At 39.5% G+C, this 16,542-nt stretch carries 12 protein-coding genes and 2 pseudogenes; 9 read left to right on the top strand and 5 right to left on the bottom strand.

The features are described 5' to 3' along the window. Positions 1–269: 269 nt before the first annotated feature. The 3 genes from malE (at position 270) to malG (ending at position 4,010) form a co-directional block, all read left to right on the top strand. Positions 270–1,454: a maltose/maltodextrin ABC transporter substrate-binding protein MalE gene (gene malE / locus ACTRWI_RS00795; protein WP_499128497.1), complete on the top strand. Its 1,185-nt coding sequence runs from the start codon at positions 270–272 to the stop codon at positions 1,452–1,454. Between the two features lie 82 nt (positions 1,455–1,536). After that, positions 1,537–3,108 (top strand): maltose ABC transporter permease MalF, encoded by a 1,572-nt coding sequence (malF, locus tag ACTRWI_RS00790; RefSeq protein ID WP_499128494.1) that lies wholly within the window; start codon positions 1,537–1,539, stop codon positions 3,106–3,108. A gap of 11 nt (positions 3,109–3,119) precedes the next feature. Continuing rightward, the gene (gene malG, locus ACTRWI_RS00785; protein WP_499128492.1) at positions 3,120–4,010 is read left to right on the top strand and encodes a maltose ABC transporter permease MalG; all 891 of its coding nucleotides are present in this window, start codon (positions 3,120–3,122) and stop codon (positions 4,008–4,010) included. A gap of 586 nt (positions 4,011–4,596) precedes the next feature. Here the strand turns inward: malG and ACTRWI_RS00780 are convergent. The 4 genes and pseudogenes from ACTRWI_RS00780 to ACTRWI_RS00765 all read right to left on the bottom strand — a co-directional run bounded on the left by ACTRWI_RS00780 (position 4,597) and on the right by ACTRWI_RS00765 (position 7,836). After that, the gene (locus ACTRWI_RS00780) at positions 4,597–4,842 is read right to left on the bottom strand and encodes a hypothetical protein (RefSeq protein WP_499128489.1); all 246 of its coding nucleotides are present in this window, start codon (positions 4,840–4,842) and stop codon (positions 4,597–4,599) included. Positions 4,843–5,125: 283 nt separating this feature from the next. After that, entirely contained in the window at positions 5,126–5,629 is a 504-nt protein-coding gene (locus ACTRWI_RS00775; RefSeq protein WP_499128487.1) for an acyl-CoA thioesterase, read from the bottom strand. Positions 5,630–6,122: 493 nt separating this feature from the next. Continuing rightward, positions 6,123–6,728, bottom strand: a pseudogene (locus ACTRWI_RS00770) (ABC transporter substrate-binding protein). A gap of 214 nt (positions 6,729–6,942) precedes the next feature. Beyond that, entirely contained in the window at positions 6,943–7,836 is an 894-nt protein-coding gene (locus ACTRWI_RS00765) for a DMT family transporter (RefSeq protein ID WP_499128484.1), read from the bottom strand. 165 nt (positions 7,837–8,001) lie between these two features. On the opposite strand from ACTRWI_RS00765, the gene ACTRWI_RS00760 reads away from it, so the two are divergent. Beyond that, positions 8,002–8,724, top strand: coding sequence for an AraC family transcriptional regulator (locus tag ACTRWI_RS00760; RefSeq protein WP_499128736.1), 723 nt, complete (start codon positions 8,002–8,004; stop codon positions 8,722–8,724). An 812-nt stretch (positions 8,725–9,536) separates the two neighbouring features. Next, complete coding sequence (locus ACTRWI_RS00755; protein ID WP_499128481.1) at positions 9,537–10,043, top strand: TetR/AcrR family transcriptional regulator; 507 nt, start codon at positions 9,537–9,539, stop codon at positions 10,041–10,043. A gap of 72 nt (positions 10,044–10,115) precedes the next feature. On the opposite strand, the pseudogene ACTRWI_RS00750 reads toward ACTRWI_RS00755, so the two are convergent. Next, positions 10,116–11,021 (bottom strand): annotated as a pseudogene (locus tag ACTRWI_RS00750) (IS5 family transposase). Between the two features lie 725 nt (positions 11,022–11,746). Between ACTRWI_RS00750 and ACTRWI_RS00745 the strand changes: the two are divergent. The 4 genes from ACTRWI_RS00745 to ACTRWI_RS00730 all read left to right on the top strand — a co-directional run bounded on the left by ACTRWI_RS00745 (position 11,747) and on the right by ACTRWI_RS00730 (position 16,542). Further along, positions 11,747–12,253 carry a TetR/AcrR family transcriptional regulator gene (locus ACTRWI_RS00745; protein ID WP_105023832.1) on the top strand — a complete coding sequence of 169 codons (507 nt, stop codon included), beginning with the start codon at positions 11,747–11,749 and terminating at the stop codon, positions 12,251–12,253. An 820-nt stretch (positions 12,254–13,073) separates the two neighbouring features. Beyond that, positions 13,074–13,619, top strand: coding sequence for a hypothetical protein (locus ACTRWI_RS00740; RefSeq protein WP_499128478.1), 546 nt, complete (start codon positions 13,074–13,076; stop codon positions 13,617–13,619). Positions 13,620–13,629: 10 nt separating this feature from the next. After that, positions 13,630–14,118, top strand: coding sequence for a hypothetical protein (locus ACTRWI_RS00735; RefSeq protein ID WP_499128475.1), 489 nt, complete (start codon positions 13,630–13,632; stop codon positions 14,116–14,118). Between the two features lie 12 nt (positions 14,119–14,130). Further along, entirely contained in the window at positions 14,131–16,542 is a 2,412-nt protein-coding gene (locus tag ACTRWI_RS00730; RefSeq protein ID WP_499128474.1) for a TcfC E-set like domain-containing protein, read from the top strand.

Raw genomic sequence — 16,542 nt, 5'->3', positions numbered from 1 at the left:
GGGGAGGAGTAGATAAATGGGCCCAATAATAATTAGCGATCCAGTTCAAATAAATCCACCGCGTAACGGTGATGCCGATCACGATGAGTGTGTGTTTTGTGATTTTAGTCTCTAATCTGACCGGATGGTGATCACGAATTTAAGCCATAATAGCTAGGGCGTAGTGGCTAGGATGATGAGCTGTACGTTGTTTTCTCAGATCATAACCGTCGAGAACTGGCTCGTCTTGGTTGATGTGCCCTACGTATAAATATAAAAAGGATATTCACATGAAAAACGCTCTAAGCGCTGTAGCTCTAGGTACATTAGTTGCTCTGGGTTCTTTTGGTGCAAACGCTGGTATCGAAGAAGGACAACTAACAATCTGGGTAGGTGGTGACAAAGCTTACGAAGGCATGGCTGAAGTAGGTAAACGCTTTGAAGAAGACACTGGCGTTAAAGTAACAATAGCTTTCCCTGACAAACTAGAAGAGAAGTTCTCTCAAGTTGCAGCAGCTGGTGACGGCCCAGACATGATTTTCTACGCACACGACCGTTTTGGTGGTTTTGCAGAAGCGGGTCTTCTTGTTGATATCAAACCCTCTAAAGAAACCAAAGAAGGTATCGTAGACTTCGCATGGGACGCAGTTTCTTACAAAGGTAAAACAATCGCTTACCCAGTAGCTGTTGAGTCAGTTTCTCTAATCTATAACAAAGCACTTGTTTCTAACCCACCTAAGTCTTGGGAAGAAATCCCAGCACTTAACGCTGAACTTCAAAAAGAAGGCAAGAAAGCGATCATGTGGCCTCTACGTGGTGGCGCATACTTCACATGGCCTCTACTAGCAGCTGACGACGGTTACGCATTCAAACAGGTTGCTGAAGGTTACGACATTAAAGATGCAGGCGTAGCGACTGAAGGTGTTCAGAAGTCACTAGGTTTCATCGAGAAGATGGTACAAGACAAAGTTATCTCTGCAGACATGGACTACTCAGTAGCGGAGTCTGAGTTCGTTGCAGGTAACGTTGCAATGACAATCAACGGTCCTTGGGGCTGGGCAAACATCGAGAAAGCTGGCGTAGACTATGGCGTAGCAACGCTACCTAAGTTCAACGGTAAAGCATCTAAACCTTTCGTTGGCGTATGGGCTGGTGGTATCAGCACAGCTTCTCCAAACCGTGACCTAGCGGTTGAGTTCATGGAAAACTACCTACTAACTGATGAAGGTATGAAGAGCCTGAACGACGACAAACCACTTGGCGCTGTTGCTCTAAACTCTTTCCAACGTCAACTAGACAGTGATACTCGTATCGCAGCAACAATGGACAACGCGATGAACGGCGAAATCATGCCTAACATCCCTCAGTTCACAACGTTCTGGTACAGCATGGAAGAAGCGATCGGCAACGTAGTTGATGGTCGTCAAACAGTAGACCAAGCGCTGAAAGGTGCTGAAGCTCGCATGACTAAGTAATAACTAAGCACTACCTTTTAAGGAGAGGGGAAACCTCTCCTTACTTTTCTATTTTTTATCTATATCGCTAGCAGGTTCCTCTATGCAGTCAGTTCAAGGTACAGATGCTATCCCAGTACCATCAAGCCTTCCAGGCAGTAAAAGCGTCTTCATTAAATGGGGGTTGCTTGGCAGCGTTGGCTTAATTAACGGCTACGCTACAATTCTAATGTATTCTCGCGGTGAGCTCGCTTTTGCGCTGCTTACAGTGACCTTAACGGCTTTAGCTCTATACATTTTTGGTAGTAAGAAAACTTACGCCCACCGTTATATTTACCCGGGTATTGCCGGAATGATCTTGTTCATTCTTTTCCCATTGGCATACACCGTTGGGCTAGCGTTTACTAACTACAGCGCAAAAAACCAACTTTCTCTAGAACGTACTCAAACCGTTCTTTTAGACCGCTCTTTCCAAAGCGGCGAAAGCTACCCATTCACTTTGTACAAAACAGATAACGGCCACCAAATCGTGGTTAAAGATGGCGAGCAGCTGTTAGCGACTGAAGTATTTTCGCTAGAAGGTATGACAGCGACAGATATGGACCTTTCGGTTATCGAGTCGACTCAAGGGGAAAAAGAGAAGATCAAAGCGATCATTCAAAACCGAGCAGCGATCAGTGGCGTAGATTTCCATCTGCCAAACGGCGATGACATCCGCATGAGCGGTTTGCGTAAGTTTGCCTCTGTTGCTCCACTTTACACACTACAAGAAGATGGTGAAACACTGTTTAACAATGAAACCGGTGATGTATTAAAGCCAAACATGGAAGTCGGTTTCTACCAACCTGTTGATGCAAACGGTGAGTTTACTGGTGACACTATCTCTCCGGGCTTCGTTGTTGGTATCGGTACGCACAACTTCGAACGTGTATGGAAAGATGACGGTATTAAAGAACCTTTCATCAGTATCTTCATCTGGACGGTTATTTTCTCTGTATGTACGGTGGCGTTCACACTGATTATCGGTCTTGTACTTGCAAACATCGTACAGTGGGAAGAGCTGAAAGGTCGTTCTATTTACCGAGTTCTGCTTATTTTGCCTTACGCGGTACCAGCGTTCATCTCGATTCTTATCTTTAAAGGTCTATTCAACCAGAGCTTTGGTGAGATCAACATGGTACTTGAGAGTATCTTCGGCCTAAGCCCGAACTGGTTCTCTGACCCGATTCTTGCGAAAACCATGGTGTTGATTGTAAACACATGGCTAGGTTTCCCTTACATGATGATTCTATGTATGGGGCTGCTTAAAGCGATTCCTGATGACCTATACGAAGCGTCAGCAATTGATGGCGCGAACTTCCTTGATAACTTCAAGCGAATTACTTTCCCTTTGATGATTAAGCCGCTAACACCGCTATTGATTGCAGCGTTCGCCTTTAACTTCAATAACTTCGTAATGATTCAACTATTAACGAACGGTGGCCCGAACATGATTGGTACTTCTGAGCCAGCGGGTTACACAGACTTGCTTGTAAGCTACACCTACCGAATCGCATTCGAAGGCGGCGGCGGTCAAGACTTTGGTCTAGCAAGTGCTATCGCGACGCTTATTTTCCTATTAGTTGGTGCACTAGCGTTACTCAACCTTCGTTTCACTAAACTGTCTCAAGATTAAGGAGCACGACAATGGCTATGGTACAAGGTAAAGGCCTTAAATACCGAGTGTGGGCAACACATGCACTGTTGTGCTGCTTCCTGGCAATGATTATCTTCCCACTACTGATGATCATAGCGATCTCGTTCCGTGAAGGTAACTTCGCAACGGGTAGCTTGATTCCAGATAATCCATCGCTGGAGCACTGGAAACTTGCACTAGGTATCTCAGTAACAAACGCGGATGGTTCGGTAACAACACCACCATTCCCAGTTCTGACTTGGTTGTGGAACTCAGTGAAAGTGGCGGGTATTACATCGATTCTGATTGTGGCACTGTCTACGACATCAGCTTACGCGTTTGCTCGTATGCGCTTTAAAGGTAAAAATACAATCCTGAAAGCGATGATGATTTTCCAAATGTTCCCTGCGGTATTGGCTCTTGTAGCGATTTACGCGCTGTTCGACAAACTTGGACAATACGTACCGTTCTTAGGCTTGAATACGCATGGTGGTTTGATCTTCTCTTACTTAGGCGGTATTGCATTGCACGTATGGACGATTAAAGGCTACTTTGAGACGATTGATAACTCTCTAGAAGAAGCGGCAGCACTAGACGGTGCTACGCCATGGCAAGCATTCAGACTGGTTCTACTGCCGCTGTCTGTGCCAATTCTAGCGGTAGTGTTTATCCTATCTTTCATTGCGACAGTTGGTGAGGTTCCAGTAGCGTCTATCCTACTTACTGATGTGAACTCTTACACGCTAGCAGTAGGTATGCAGCAATACCTATACCCTCAGAACTACTTATGGGGTGACTTTGCGGCAGCGGCTGTGCTTTCAGCGCTTCCTATCACTATTGTGTTCTTACTTGCGCAACGTTGGTTAGTTGGTGGTTTGACTGCAGGTGGTGTAAAAGGATAAGCTGTATCCTATAAGAAAGAAAAAGAGCGACCATTAGGTCGCTCTATATTGGCATTTTTATTACACCATTTGGTTTGGCCGCCGATCAGTAATAAAAATAACCCTCAGGTTACGCATAGCTGGCTACTAATCAGGTTCCTTACGCTATTAATGATTAGTGGTTTTTGTAACTCTAACCCAGGTATTTACTTGGGTTTTTTTATGCCTGCTGTTTTTTAATCTTACCTTTGTGTCAGCTTTACTCGTTAACAGTCTAACCAGCGCGGTTGTTATGTTTACAACGGCTTAAGTATTCAAAGTTTCGAGTCACTTCTCTCCTAAACATTGATTGCATCATCTCGGTTACTTGAGGAAAGAACTAGTCTAACAAATCAGACACTCAGTATATGGGGCGATTAGTCTATTGATATATTGCAAATATTCCATTGCGTGAAACTTCAATGATTTGTATGCAACAACTATAGATATTGCATAAAAAAAGGACATAGACACAACTGTGCCTTTTAGATTTTTTGCTCGTTATTTTATGCGCTTATATAAGGTGCTTTGGGTATTGGTTTTGTGAGGTGTTTGGTTGAGTATTGAGTTAGAACTCTTTACTTGAAGGAGCACATCCAAGGTGTTGCAGCAATACATAGATACTTGCTTGATCCAAGGCCACGCGACGAAACAGGTCCGCAAACGTCGAGTCACCGCCGAAACAGGTTTGGATGTAGTGGTTGATCTCATTACTGTCGTAGCCTTCGACGTACAAAGTTCTAACCCATTGGTACTCAACAGTCTTCAAATTGTTCAGTGTAGCTTCGCTAAGAGTGGGGCGTGTGACGCTCAAGTATGGCTCCGGGAAATTTAATACATCCATTATGATTGGCGGTATTTAACCAGAGCAAAATGACGACTTTATTACAGTCAAAATAAATCATTGAGCTTAGGGCAATTCATTCCTAAGTGTTGGCTGATAATCACGTTCTATGAGCGAAACAGAGTGCTTTTGGGGCTTATTAGATAGGAAGGTAGGGTTAGATAAACGAATGCCAAGCGAGTGCTTGGCATTGAAACAGTTTGAGGGCTGAAAGGCTAGTTATTAAAGGATGCTGTAGCCCTAATGATCGACCTTATTTCAGGTACTTCACATGCGCTTCCATCTCTTCACCAATCTGCTTTCGCATGTTCATGAGGCGAATAGCTGAATTTCTTAGTTCGATGTCTTCTGGTGTTTCTGGAATCCATTCTGGGACTTTAGTTGGGTTACCATTTTCATCCACCGCAACCATAATAACAATACAGTGAGTGGTTAGTCGGTTATTCAATTCTTTAGGGTCGCTGGCTTGTACATCGATAGCAATATGCATAGAAGAGGAACCGGTATAGATGACTTTAGCACTTACTTCTACCAAGTTACCTACATGGATTGGGGCAACAAATCGAATACCACCAGCGTAGGCTGTAATGCAATATTTACCACTCCATCCTGCAGAGCAAGCATAGGCCGCTAAATCGATCCATTTCATTGCTGCGCCACCATGAACCTTACCACCAAAGTTCACATCCCCGGGTTCAGCTAAAAAACGCAGAGTAACGTCTCGTTTACCATCTTGTCGGCTATTGTTACTGCTCATGTGTCTTCCTTCATTATTATTTTATTGCATAACATACGTGTTACTTGCTAATAACAATATACTTAAGACGACATAATTTAAAGCGGATATTCACAAGGTTACGAGTATTTTTTCAAACGGATGACAAGCAGATGAAGATTGTTGTTTGTTGTGCTTATGAGGCACTGGAATAGGGAGCATGGAGTTCAATACTGAAAAAACACCTAGCGTAATGCTAGGTGTTTTAAGCCGCTAGGTACTCATCGCGGTACCTTTATAATATTAGCCAACTAACCGTTGTTGTATCTGGTTCGTTAAAGTGATTCTATATTTATTACCACTAAAGTGGTAGTTAAATGTCTTTGTTGTTGAGCTCACTTTTACTTTTGTATGAAGTATAGATCCTTGGCGTAGATATTTCCCTTCGGATTGTTGTTTGGGAAGCCTTTGAGGGTATTTCGCACTAATCGGGTGTGATTGTAGTGATAAAGAGGCATAACTCCTGCAGGTTCGTTTAATATCGGCTCAGCATGCTGTTATAAAGCAAAGCGATTAGCCTGATCTTCCGTTTTGCTTGCTGTAAAAGCTCATCGTATTCTGGATTACAGAAACCACTTTCGTTTGCTGTATGAACGCAAGTTAATGCTTCTAGAAGAGCAGAGGGTTCAGGGTAATCGCCAAATGCCCATGAACGAGCAAGTTGATAGTCTCCAGTTCCTTTCGCTGCGACGTATCCTTTCCATTCCATGTTTTGTAATTCAACGTTTACCCCAAGAGGCTTCCACATTGAGGCAATTGCGATGGAAATTTTTTGGGTTCTCGCTGGTGTTATAGGTGAGTGTGAATTTCAGAGGATTTGCTTTGTTGTATCCAGCTTCTTCAAGTAGCTATGCGCTTTGGCTTGGCGTTCGACACTATTTAATGCTTCAAATAAGGATGTCGGGGCCGTGTAGTTAGGAATATTATTCGGTGTCATGCGGTAGGCTTCGGGTTCACCTTGTCCTGTTACCTTATCTACTAATATCTCACGGTCGACGGCCATGCTTAGTGCTTGACGTACTCTGACATCATCAAATGGTGCCTGACGCGTGTTGAATGAGTAGACATAAGAACCCAGCAAAGCTTGCGCTTTAATTTGCTCAGGGCTCTCTTTGACAAATTTTGGTAGTACTCAAACTGTACGCGATTGGTCATATCAATCTCACCAGACTGATAACGAATAAGCTCAGCGTTTTGAGATGATAAACCTAGGTAGAAATGCCTGCGGGATTGCGCAGGCATTCTTAAGTAGAACTTGTTCTTGTGTAGATAGCTCAAAGCATGGGAAGTTAGCCCTAACTTTCTTGAGGTAGTGGCGCTTCCAGCCTTGGCTTTCTTTTTACTTGAGCAAGGATAACACCAGAAACGACCATGATACCGCCAATGATATGGAACTGGTTGATCTCTTCGCCTAACCATGTCGATGCCAATACAATCGCGACTACAGGCATTAAGTTCATGAACATCGCGCTTGAATCAGCACCAATCGTATCAATTGCTTTAACCCACATCCAAGGGGCCAAAATAGAAGCCGCTACAGCTGCATAAGCAATCAAAGGAATGGCTTGTTGTGAAGGCACTAGCTGCTCGCTCGTTAGCCAAAGTGGTGCCAGCATCGCGACCGCGAATATCCCTTGCATGTAGATAACTACCCAATTACTTATAGGCATTTTCCAACGTTTTAGCAACACGCAGTAAGAAGCATACACGCAAGCTGCGATTAACATGTAGCCATCACCCTGCGTTAACTCCTGGTGGATGAAGAATAGAGGATCGCCTTTGCCAAGCATTAATGCTAGGCCTGAAAGAGACAACACACCGCCTACAATACTCAAACTTGAAATCGACTTGTTAAGCAGTGGAACGCTAAGGAATACGCTGATCAATGGCACTAATGATGTAATCAAAGCCATGTTCGAAGCGGAAGTCGTTAAGCCTGCGTAGTAACCTAAAGATTGGTTCAACACCATGCCTAGAAAGCCAAGGAAAGCTAGCTTTGATAAGTTAGCTTTAATGATTGGCCACTGTTTAATAACCGAGCGAATGCAGAAAGGAGTCAGAATTAACATCGCAATAAACCAACGGTAAAAACTCATCGCGCTTGGTTCGATAGTGCTTGCTGCGAGCTTGTTGACTATCGCATTGGCACCCCAGATACAGACTGTGAAAAAAGGTAAAAGATAATGCATGTGAATTCCATCGCAAAATGAGTTGATGCGGCTAGTTTGACAGGTCGTTATACTTACAGATATCTTTAAAAAGACATAAGGCGCGATAGGAAGACAAGTTTGAAAAAACACCGAAGAAACCTTCATCCATCCTTATCAATTGATAAGGCACCATCCAACGTATTTATGAATTTTGAAGCGTTCTTATCGAATACTGAAACGCGTGTCCACAGTCACCCTTGGGGACAGGTTCAGTTGATCAGTGGTGGGATTCTTGAAATGGAGGCAGAGGGAACTCGCTTCTTGGCGCCGCCGCATCTCGCAATTTGGGTGCCAGCAGGGGTTAGGCACTGCAGTTATAACCGTAAACCTCTTGATTACTGCTCACTGAATATCGCCCCTGAGCTAACTCAGCATCTGCCAGAAAAGACCAGCCTAATTAAGATTACGCCGATAGTCTCTTCGATCATTGATGACTTTCGTCAGCGTGATATTAACGTGGCACAAACCGAACCAGATAAGAGACTGGTTCAGGTCTTATTGGATCAACTCGCAGAGCGTCAAGTTGAACACCACTTCTTACCTTCAACCGACAACAAATACCTTGCGCCTATTTTAGCGGCGATAGAAGAAAACCCAACGGATGCAGTTTCGTTGAAAGATTGGGCGGAGAAAGTCCATACTACCGAGCGCACTTTGTCACGCCATTGCCAAAGTGAACTGGGCATGAGTTTTACTGAATGGCGACTGCGTGTTCGTTATTTATACTCAATGGAGCTGCTAAGAAATGGACAATCGGTTAAAGAAGTTGCGCTTACGCTAGGCTATAATCAAGCCAGCCCTTTTATCAGTATGTTCAAGAAGTATTCAGGTCAAACTCCTGAGCAGTATAAAAACCGTTTGTTGTGATTAACTACGGGCATTGCAAAATATTAAGAATAAGCAATTATAGTAAATATTATCCCAGTGCTACCTTATATAAGTAAAATACAGAACTATGACACTTAAAGTATTTTCTTTAAAGGGGAAAGGAGAGACTTAATCAAAATGACTAAAGGATGAAAAGAGGCTTTCCTCCAGAAGCTAAAAACGATCATATTGAGATATATTAATATAAAGCGGCATAAGTTGGTTGTTTGATATGCAACTAAGACATAGCTAGTTAGGCCAGGCCGAGAATAGGCGTTGAAGTTGTTATGGACTTTCTGTAAATATTTATGATTGTATTTTGATATTGTTATCAGTAACTTGTGGCTTTTTTTATATATTTTTATATATTTTTAGGTTTTTGTTATATTTTAATTAGTTTTTTTTGTTTGATTTAGAGGTTAATGCGCTCCGTTTTTAACTAACAAAGTACCTAATGGAGAGCTTATCATTTAAGCGTTCTAAAACTGGTCTGATCATTAAGGTGGATAGACAGTACATCAGTATTACTCTTAGTTTTTATTGCAGTGGTTATTGGTTTAACCAATAGCCTTGATGACGAAAGTAATGCAGTGTAGGGCGATGGTTTGATAAGCAATTCGGTGTGCGATGGTAAAGACTCTTAATTGTAATGCTTTTATCTACAGCAATATAATTTAAAGTGTTTAGTTAAGTGAACATGGCGTTAATTATGTATTTTCTATGTGAATAGTTAGGGTGGGTTTACATAAATCTAGCTTTTCATTGAAAATCATAGTTGATTTAAATAAGTCAATATTGAATCGTACAAAAACATGAACTCAAGTGAAGCGGTAAAAAGAAAAAAAATACTTCAAAGTGCAATAGCCCATTTTTCAAAAACTAGTTATAGAAATGTAAAAGTAAACGCAATCGCAAACTCGGCAGGTGTTTCGCCATCCTTGATTTATTATTATTATGAAAATAAAGAGCACTTATTTGTAGAGTCTTACGCTCATATTATAAATCAAAGAGTAAAGTCGGTTAGTAAGCTTACTTTTAAGAAGTTAGTGTTATTGTATACATCAGTTTTCCTAGAAAACTATAAGTTCTCTGCATCAATTAGTGAGGTTGCTTCTTCTAATCGCGATGCTAAGCATGATATACATGAAGTTGTATATTCTTGCTTTAAGTTATGTAGTGATATTAAATTGACAGATTACGATACGTATTTAGCGGTTCTAATGGGCTTGATATCTAGTCAGGAAATAATGTCATGTCCCAAGGAAGCTAAATTTAAGATGCAAAATTTGATTGAAGCCTATAATAAGTTGCTTAAGTAGTACTCGCTAGTTTATGGTGGCGTTGTTGATCGAATCAGCTTGAAGATCAACGACACCATATATAGCTAGCCGTTAGCTTCTAACGGGCATACCTAGTCCTATGACTTTGTTAATCGCTTTGACATTCGCCATGATTTCACCCACTTGAGCGTTGTAACATCTCAAGCTCAATTACCGCTTGTTAGTCCTTTATATCGGGACATAACAGTTTCAGATATTGAACGATAGTGATAACCAGACTGTGTTCTCCATTCCGATATTGTTCCATCTCTCAGAGCCATGACCGCTTTGTTTCTGGGATGACCGTCTTCCCAAAGAGCTACATTATTTCGAGGCGGTATTAACGGAGTACAGTCTTTATTTTTCAGAGTCTCGAGGCAATTTTTGTGTCATATGCTCCATCGGCGGATACGGCAGCGACCTTTCTACGTAGGGGGTTGAGTAACGTCGTTAACACTCCACTATCGCCTACATTTACAAGACCGACTTCCGCACTCATCGTTTCGTGAGTATCCACATCTACAGCTAAGTGCAGTTTGCGCCATGTCCTACATTTTTCTGCACCATGCTTTTTCACTTTCACTCACCCTCACCAAAGACTTTGAGGCCAGTAGAATCATGGGCTATATGGCGAATAGCTCCTCTCGATTTATTGCGATATTTGACCTGAACTGTCTTCGAGCGTTTACTGATACAGCTGTAGTCAGGGGACGTTAGTGGAACATCTAATAGCTCAAAGTTAGAGTCGATAAAGCATTGAAGAGCACGTAAAGGAAGAGAGAAGATGCCCTTAATCATCAAGGCGGTTTCAATCGCAGTATCAGAGTACTGAAAGCCTCTCTCACGCTTACCATGATGAGTTTTACATCGCCAGGCATCTACGGCTGAATCCTCTATCCAGAATGTAACCGAACCACGTTTACAAAGAGCCTTGTTGTACTCCGACCAGTTAGTTATCTTCTTGTTCGATTTACCCATATCACCACCATTCCAATCGTTTCAAATGATCAGATCGCAGGACTTGGAAAAGGTTCAACTATTTTAGACAACAACGCCTTCTTCATCTATTCATACATACGATTAAACAATATTTGATCTCAGTTCCAAAAATGACTGTAAATGGAATCATAGATTAAATATCTAATTAGAATGCTTACATTTCCTTATACTTGATTAAGGAAAATTCAAGTGTATATATGACATCAAGGATTTAGAGGTCATGTTCACCCCTCTCTAAATAAATTTGATAGTTAGCAAATTAAAAGCCCTATACAAGAATATAGATTGAATAAAAAGGCCTTTATTTGGTAGATGAACCAGATTTCTGACGTAGTAAATGATTCTCATTATCTTTTTTACACTAAGTCAATTTAAGTCAGAAAAAAAATATTGAATTTATCGCCTTTATTTTCAACTTTAAAGTTTACTTTGAACTATAGTTTCCTGTTTTGCCTCGCAAAAAAGATCACAAAATTACCTTTAAAAATTAATTTTTTATGATTCCTACTGAAAATCCACTACCAAAAGTGTCGCTTTCTCAGGTTTTAACTTTTAATTAACAACTGGTCGAATGAGTTTTTTGTCAATTTTATAATTTGACATTTTTATGTGACTGTTAATAATTGACCTATGTTTTTAGTGGTTAAATTGAAAGTCTTATTCTATAAATTGACCAGATTTATTTTTTGAAATAGAGAGCTTTAATGAAATCAAAGGAACTTTTAAAAAGAAATAAAATAATGGAAAGTGCTTTTTTACACTTTTCCTCATTAAGTTATAGTGATGTTAAAATCGCAGAGATTGCTAAATCTGCAAATGTATCGTCGTCACTATTATATTATTACTATGAAAACAAAGAACAATTGTTTATTGAATCATACGCCTACATACTTGAACAACGAATTAGATTAATTGATAAGTTGACCTTCAAAGAGTTGGTCCTTATTTTTACATCTATTTTTGTGGAGAACTACAGATATTCAGTTTCAATAAACAAGTTGATTCTATTAAAGTCCGACATTAAGGAAGAGTTTTTTGATATCATTTACTCTTATCTAAAACTTTGTACAGATGTAGAATCAACCGATTATGAAAGTTACTTAGTTGTATTAGTCAGTTTAAACGCATACCCTGGTGTTATGTTATCTTCAGAAAATATGAGTTTTACTGTAGATAATATTATCGAAATTTATAAGAAACTTTTAAAATAGACTGCTAAATCTTTCTTGGCTGTATATTATATTTTATAAACCGATTACTGTTGCAAATCCCATCTCATAATCAGTAGAGGAACCCTGCTTTACCAATATGATTAATATTGCACCTAGCGTAATTGAATGTTCACGTTGGTTGGGTTCTCAATGTCCAAAATATCGGATGTTTCATTTCTCAAACCGATAATCCGTAAACCTATTCTGATAGTATAAGATTATAATTATTCTTCATGGTAGTTTTTAGATTATTTTAAATATTGAGTGTCTATACAAGATAGCCCGAGAGCATTTGGTGTCATAATTTTCAGTAATGACAGCAGTCAGATGTTGAGACTATTATTGACTATCTTAATATGGATATGCGCCTACCCTTCAGATTGATAAAATTCATTCATACAGAGATTTTCTACCAGGTTGTTCAGCAGTGAAGTTTGGATTTCCTGATAATAGTATTAGTAAATCTCTGTAAATAATAAAGTTTTAGATTTTCTATCAATTTTTTCTGAATAACGGCTGTGATTATTCAATTTCATCTTATTATACACGTTATAATAATGTGTTTATGTGATGATTAAATTACAAGGGAATGCATAGTATCTATTAAAATATGATGTTGCTTGTTATCGATTTGCTTATTTTTTTTGATGAGAAATAAGTTTTTAGAGTTAATTGACTAATATATTTAACTGGTATTACCTGTTGTTTTGTTAAATTCCATGTTGACTTGTTAGTTTTTGTTTGTGAATATTTAATTATTGATTAGATGTTTGTTTGATCAATTAGTTGTTAATTAATGTTGTAATTAATAGAGGTCAGTATGGTAAGAAATTATAAAAAAAACATTGCACTTGTCGCATTAGCTGTTTCAATTTCGTTCCCAGCATTAGCAGCCGTTGATGCTTCTCGTACATTCGTTTGGCAGGGCACGGTTCCACCTGCTCCAACAGGACAAAGCTACGCAATTGCAAGTCCAACAGGTACTGAACCAGAGGCGGGGAAGTTAGATTTTACTGTGGATAGAAGTAATAAAGTTACTTTAAAAAATGCCAGTGTAATTGATTTTAATGTATTTAAAATGAATGGTAATACAATAGACATTAATCAAGAAGCTTTCTATAAGTACACCCTAACTTCTATAAGAATATCTAATAGCAGTAACATGCTCAGAGAGCAAGCGGTAGACGGTTACTTCGAAATTACTGCAAACGGTTCTACATTGACGAAAAAAGTAGAGTCACCAGAAACAAAAGGCGTCACAAGGTTATCAGTAAAAGCACATACGTCCAATACGGCTGATATTCCTGCTGCGGGAGATTATGTCTCACTGTATGCAGCGGTGGTTGTTAGTGATTCAAGATTATAGGCGGTAAATAATGTCTAGGCTATTAATGTTTTCTTTTATAATATTCAGTTTTTCTGGTTCAGTAGCAGCTTTCGTTGGAAAGGTTAATTTATCTGTTGATATATATTCAGAAAGAAAGATTAATGGTCTAGATATTGTTACTCCTCAGTCTGATTTTACTCTGGAATATCAGAGTGGGAAGAATAAATTTAAGGTTCTTAAGATCCCATTTACAGTAAAGTCGACGATTTCTAAGTCCGCCCTTGATAATTATTCCTTAACATTGTTAAATGCTGAAACATATTGCAAAACGGAATCAAAAAGTGAAACTTTACCGAAGCCGAAGGTTATGTTTAAGGTTGATGATACGGAATTTTCAGTTTCAAAAGCGTTGAAATTTAAAAATAATGATAATGAATCAAACCATACACTGAGTGTTGATGTTTATGATGTTAATCAAGTAAACCAATTTCAAGTGTGTCAAGGTCGTCTTTCAATAATGGCAAGAGCAAGAATTTAAGGAATAGGTAGTATGCGAATTGCTGTTGTTTTTTGTTTGTTAACTATTACATTTCCAAGTGTAACACTAGCTTTACAATACCCTGAAGGGTTTGATGACTTATTTTCTGAAAAAAAAAGAAATATTAAAATCCAAATTTTTGGAGAGAGGGAAAGCATTATAGTTAATGCTCTTGTTACCTATGATGATTTTCGGATAACTATTGGCGATGAATCAAAGGTTCAGGGGTTTTTAGGCTCGATGAATTTGAAGGATGAGGTTGTTAATAGTATTGTTTCTGACCTCTTAAAAGGTGTTTCAACCGACATTACCTGTAAAGGGAGTATTGTTGATTGTATACCTAATAACACTTTGCACTCGGTTAAATATACATTTGATTACGACAATAGTTTGTTGAAAGTATTTCTTGGTTCTAATGTTTTTTCAGTGTCTGGCAGAAATAATTCTTATTATACGGCATTGCGCCAGCAAAATGCTTTGATTAATCAAATGCGTATTTACACTCAAGCTGGTTCAGGTTTGAACAACTCTTTGAGTACAGAGAATGATACGACGATAGGCTTGCCATTTGGTTTTATTCAAGTTGAGTCACAACTAAATTCTCACTCAAAAGGCGATATTTATAGAGCAGGCTATGATTATGAATTTGACGCATATCGGGTGTTTGCAGGTTACACCAGTACTAACGAACCCTTTAATACCAGTGACTTTCTTAATCAAACGGCAAACTATGCATCAACGGGGATCAGTTATGGTACCAGTGGGAATTTAGTTCGGGGTGGTCAAGCCAATCAATTAAAATTGTACTTTATGGCTTTACGAGCAGGTCAGTTAGATGTTTATCAAGATGATCGTTTGTTGATTTCTCGTGCTGTTTCGTCAGGCCAACAATTCATTAATTACAGTGAGTTACCTAATGGCAGTTACGATGTCAGATTAGTGTTGAAGTCTGGTGATCAGGTTTTAGTCGACGAAACAAGACGAGTTGTGAACACTCCTGACCTGTACCTGCCTATTAGGGGCGTTGACTATGTCTTGAGTGTCGGTCAGCTTGATGTCACGAGTGATAATTTCAACGAAATGTCTTCATTGAACTTTGGTCAGTTTCGTTCAACATATAAATGGAATGAAAACCTTCTTTTGGCAAGTGGATTAACTTTCCACGACAAAGATGATATTTATACCAATGTCGGGGCGAAATATTTTTTCCAGGAATCTACTTCTCTTGACTATGTCGCGGGCTATTTTTCAACCGGGGATACATATCAGTCAGCCACATTGGATTTTAACTTTGGTCTGTCTTTGTCTGTCGAGTCCTTAGAAAAAAACACTCGTTCATTAGCCCTTGACCTAGCATCACAACTATACAGTCCAAGTTCTTTTTTACGTTATGATATTGGTACAACAGCAGAGATTTTTCATGGTACTGGTTACTTAAGTTATAGACACTCAGAGAATAAAGGAGCAATGGAGGGAAACTCTGACTTTAATAGTAGCTATACCAGTAATAATTTAAGTGCAGGTTGGTCGAAGGCGACATCATGGGGCAATATTGGTCTCAGTCTCAACTATAATATGATGGATAACTCAACGCCGGATAATTTTTCAACGAATATCTATCTATCTTATAACTTTAGTCGTGATTTGACGGCACAATTCTCGACTAACTTTGAAAAAAACGGTAATGAACGAACAGAGACGGCGCTTACTTACTCTCACTCTAGTGATAGCTTAGATTATTCAGGTACTGTTACTGGCTCCGTGGGAACGAACGAGCCAGAGACTTCTCTTTCTGCGCAATTGTTTAAGAAAGAGGGGTACGGCCATTTTAATGCTTATGGTTATACCGGAACCAATGATATTAAAATGTTTAGTGGTTCATTTACGGGTACTCAAATTATTACTGAAGATAGCGTTAACTTCACCGATGAAACTGGCGAATCATTCGCAATTTTGTCTCCTGAAATCCAGGGTTTAGAGAGCATGACTGTCGATTACGATGTCATTTCCGATAATGGAAGTAAATCTATGGGGGAGTTTGATGCAATATCCGAGCATATTGTGAGCTTACAGCCTTACAATGAAGTGACAATCCAACTCAATGCTGAATATCAAAACCTAGATATTAGTGACCCTTCGCGTACTCAGATAATGTACCCTAGCACAGTATTAATAGTCGATAGCCAAATTAATCAATACAATAGTCGAATATATGTTGTTAGTGATAATCAAGGCAAACCAGTGACAAACTTACAATGTATTGGTGATGATTGTCGAGGGGTAGAAGCCCTATCTAATGATGGTGTTTTTAGAGTTAAGTTTATTAACAAAGGAACTTACCAATTATCTTCATCTGAAGGTCCGTGTGTCTTTTCTCAATCGAGAATAAATAGTTATTTTATATCTGCTCGCTGTTCTAGTTAG

Source organism: Pseudoalteromonas sp. G5_S1_14_S5, assembly GCF_054968605.1.
This window is presented reverse-complemented; position numbering and strand designations above follow the sequence as displayed.

Excerpts from the sequence above, each read along its gene's own strand:
- malE (WP_499128497.1), top strand. The coding sequence starts at position 270 with ATGAAAAACGCTCTAAGCGCTGTAGCTCTAGGTACATTAGTTGCTCTG.
- malF (WP_499128494.1), top strand. The coding sequence starts at position 1,537 with ATGCAGTCAGTTCAAGGTACAGATGCTATCCCAGTACCATCAAGCCTT.
- malG (WP_499128492.1), top strand. The coding sequence starts at position 3,120 with ATGGCTATGGTACAAGGTAAAGGCCTTAAATACCGAGTGTGGGCAACA.
- ACTRWI_RS00775 (WP_499128487.1), bottom strand. The coding sequence starts at position 5,629 with ATGAGCAGTAACAATAGCCGACAAGATGGTAAACGAGACGTTACTCTG.
- ACTRWI_RS00765 (WP_499128484.1), bottom strand. The coding sequence starts at position 7,836 with ATGCATTATCTTTTACCTTTTTTCACAGTCTGTATCTGGGGTGCCAAT.
- ACTRWI_RS00760 (WP_499128736.1), top strand. The coding sequence starts at position 8,002 with ATGAATTTTGAAGCGTTCTTATCGAATACTGAAACGCGTGTCCACAGT.
- ACTRWI_RS00755 (WP_499128481.1), top strand. The coding sequence starts at position 9,537 with ATGAACTCAAGTGAAGCGGTAAAAAGAAAAAAAATACTTCAAAGTGCA.
- ACTRWI_RS00745 (WP_105023832.1), top strand. The coding sequence starts at position 11,747 with ATGAAATCAAAGGAACTTTTAAAAAGAAATAAAATAATGGAAAGTGCT.
- ACTRWI_RS00740 (WP_499128478.1), top strand. The coding sequence starts at position 13,074 with ATGGTAAGAAATTATAAAAAAAACATTGCACTTGTCGCATTAGCTGTT.
- ACTRWI_RS00735 (WP_499128475.1), top strand. The coding sequence starts at position 13,630 with ATGTCTAGGCTATTAATGTTTTCTTTTATAATATTCAGTTTTTCTGGT.
- ACTRWI_RS00730 (WP_499128474.1), top strand. The coding sequence starts at position 14,131 with ATGCGAATTGCTGTTGTTTTTTGTTTGTTAACTATTACATTTCCAAGT.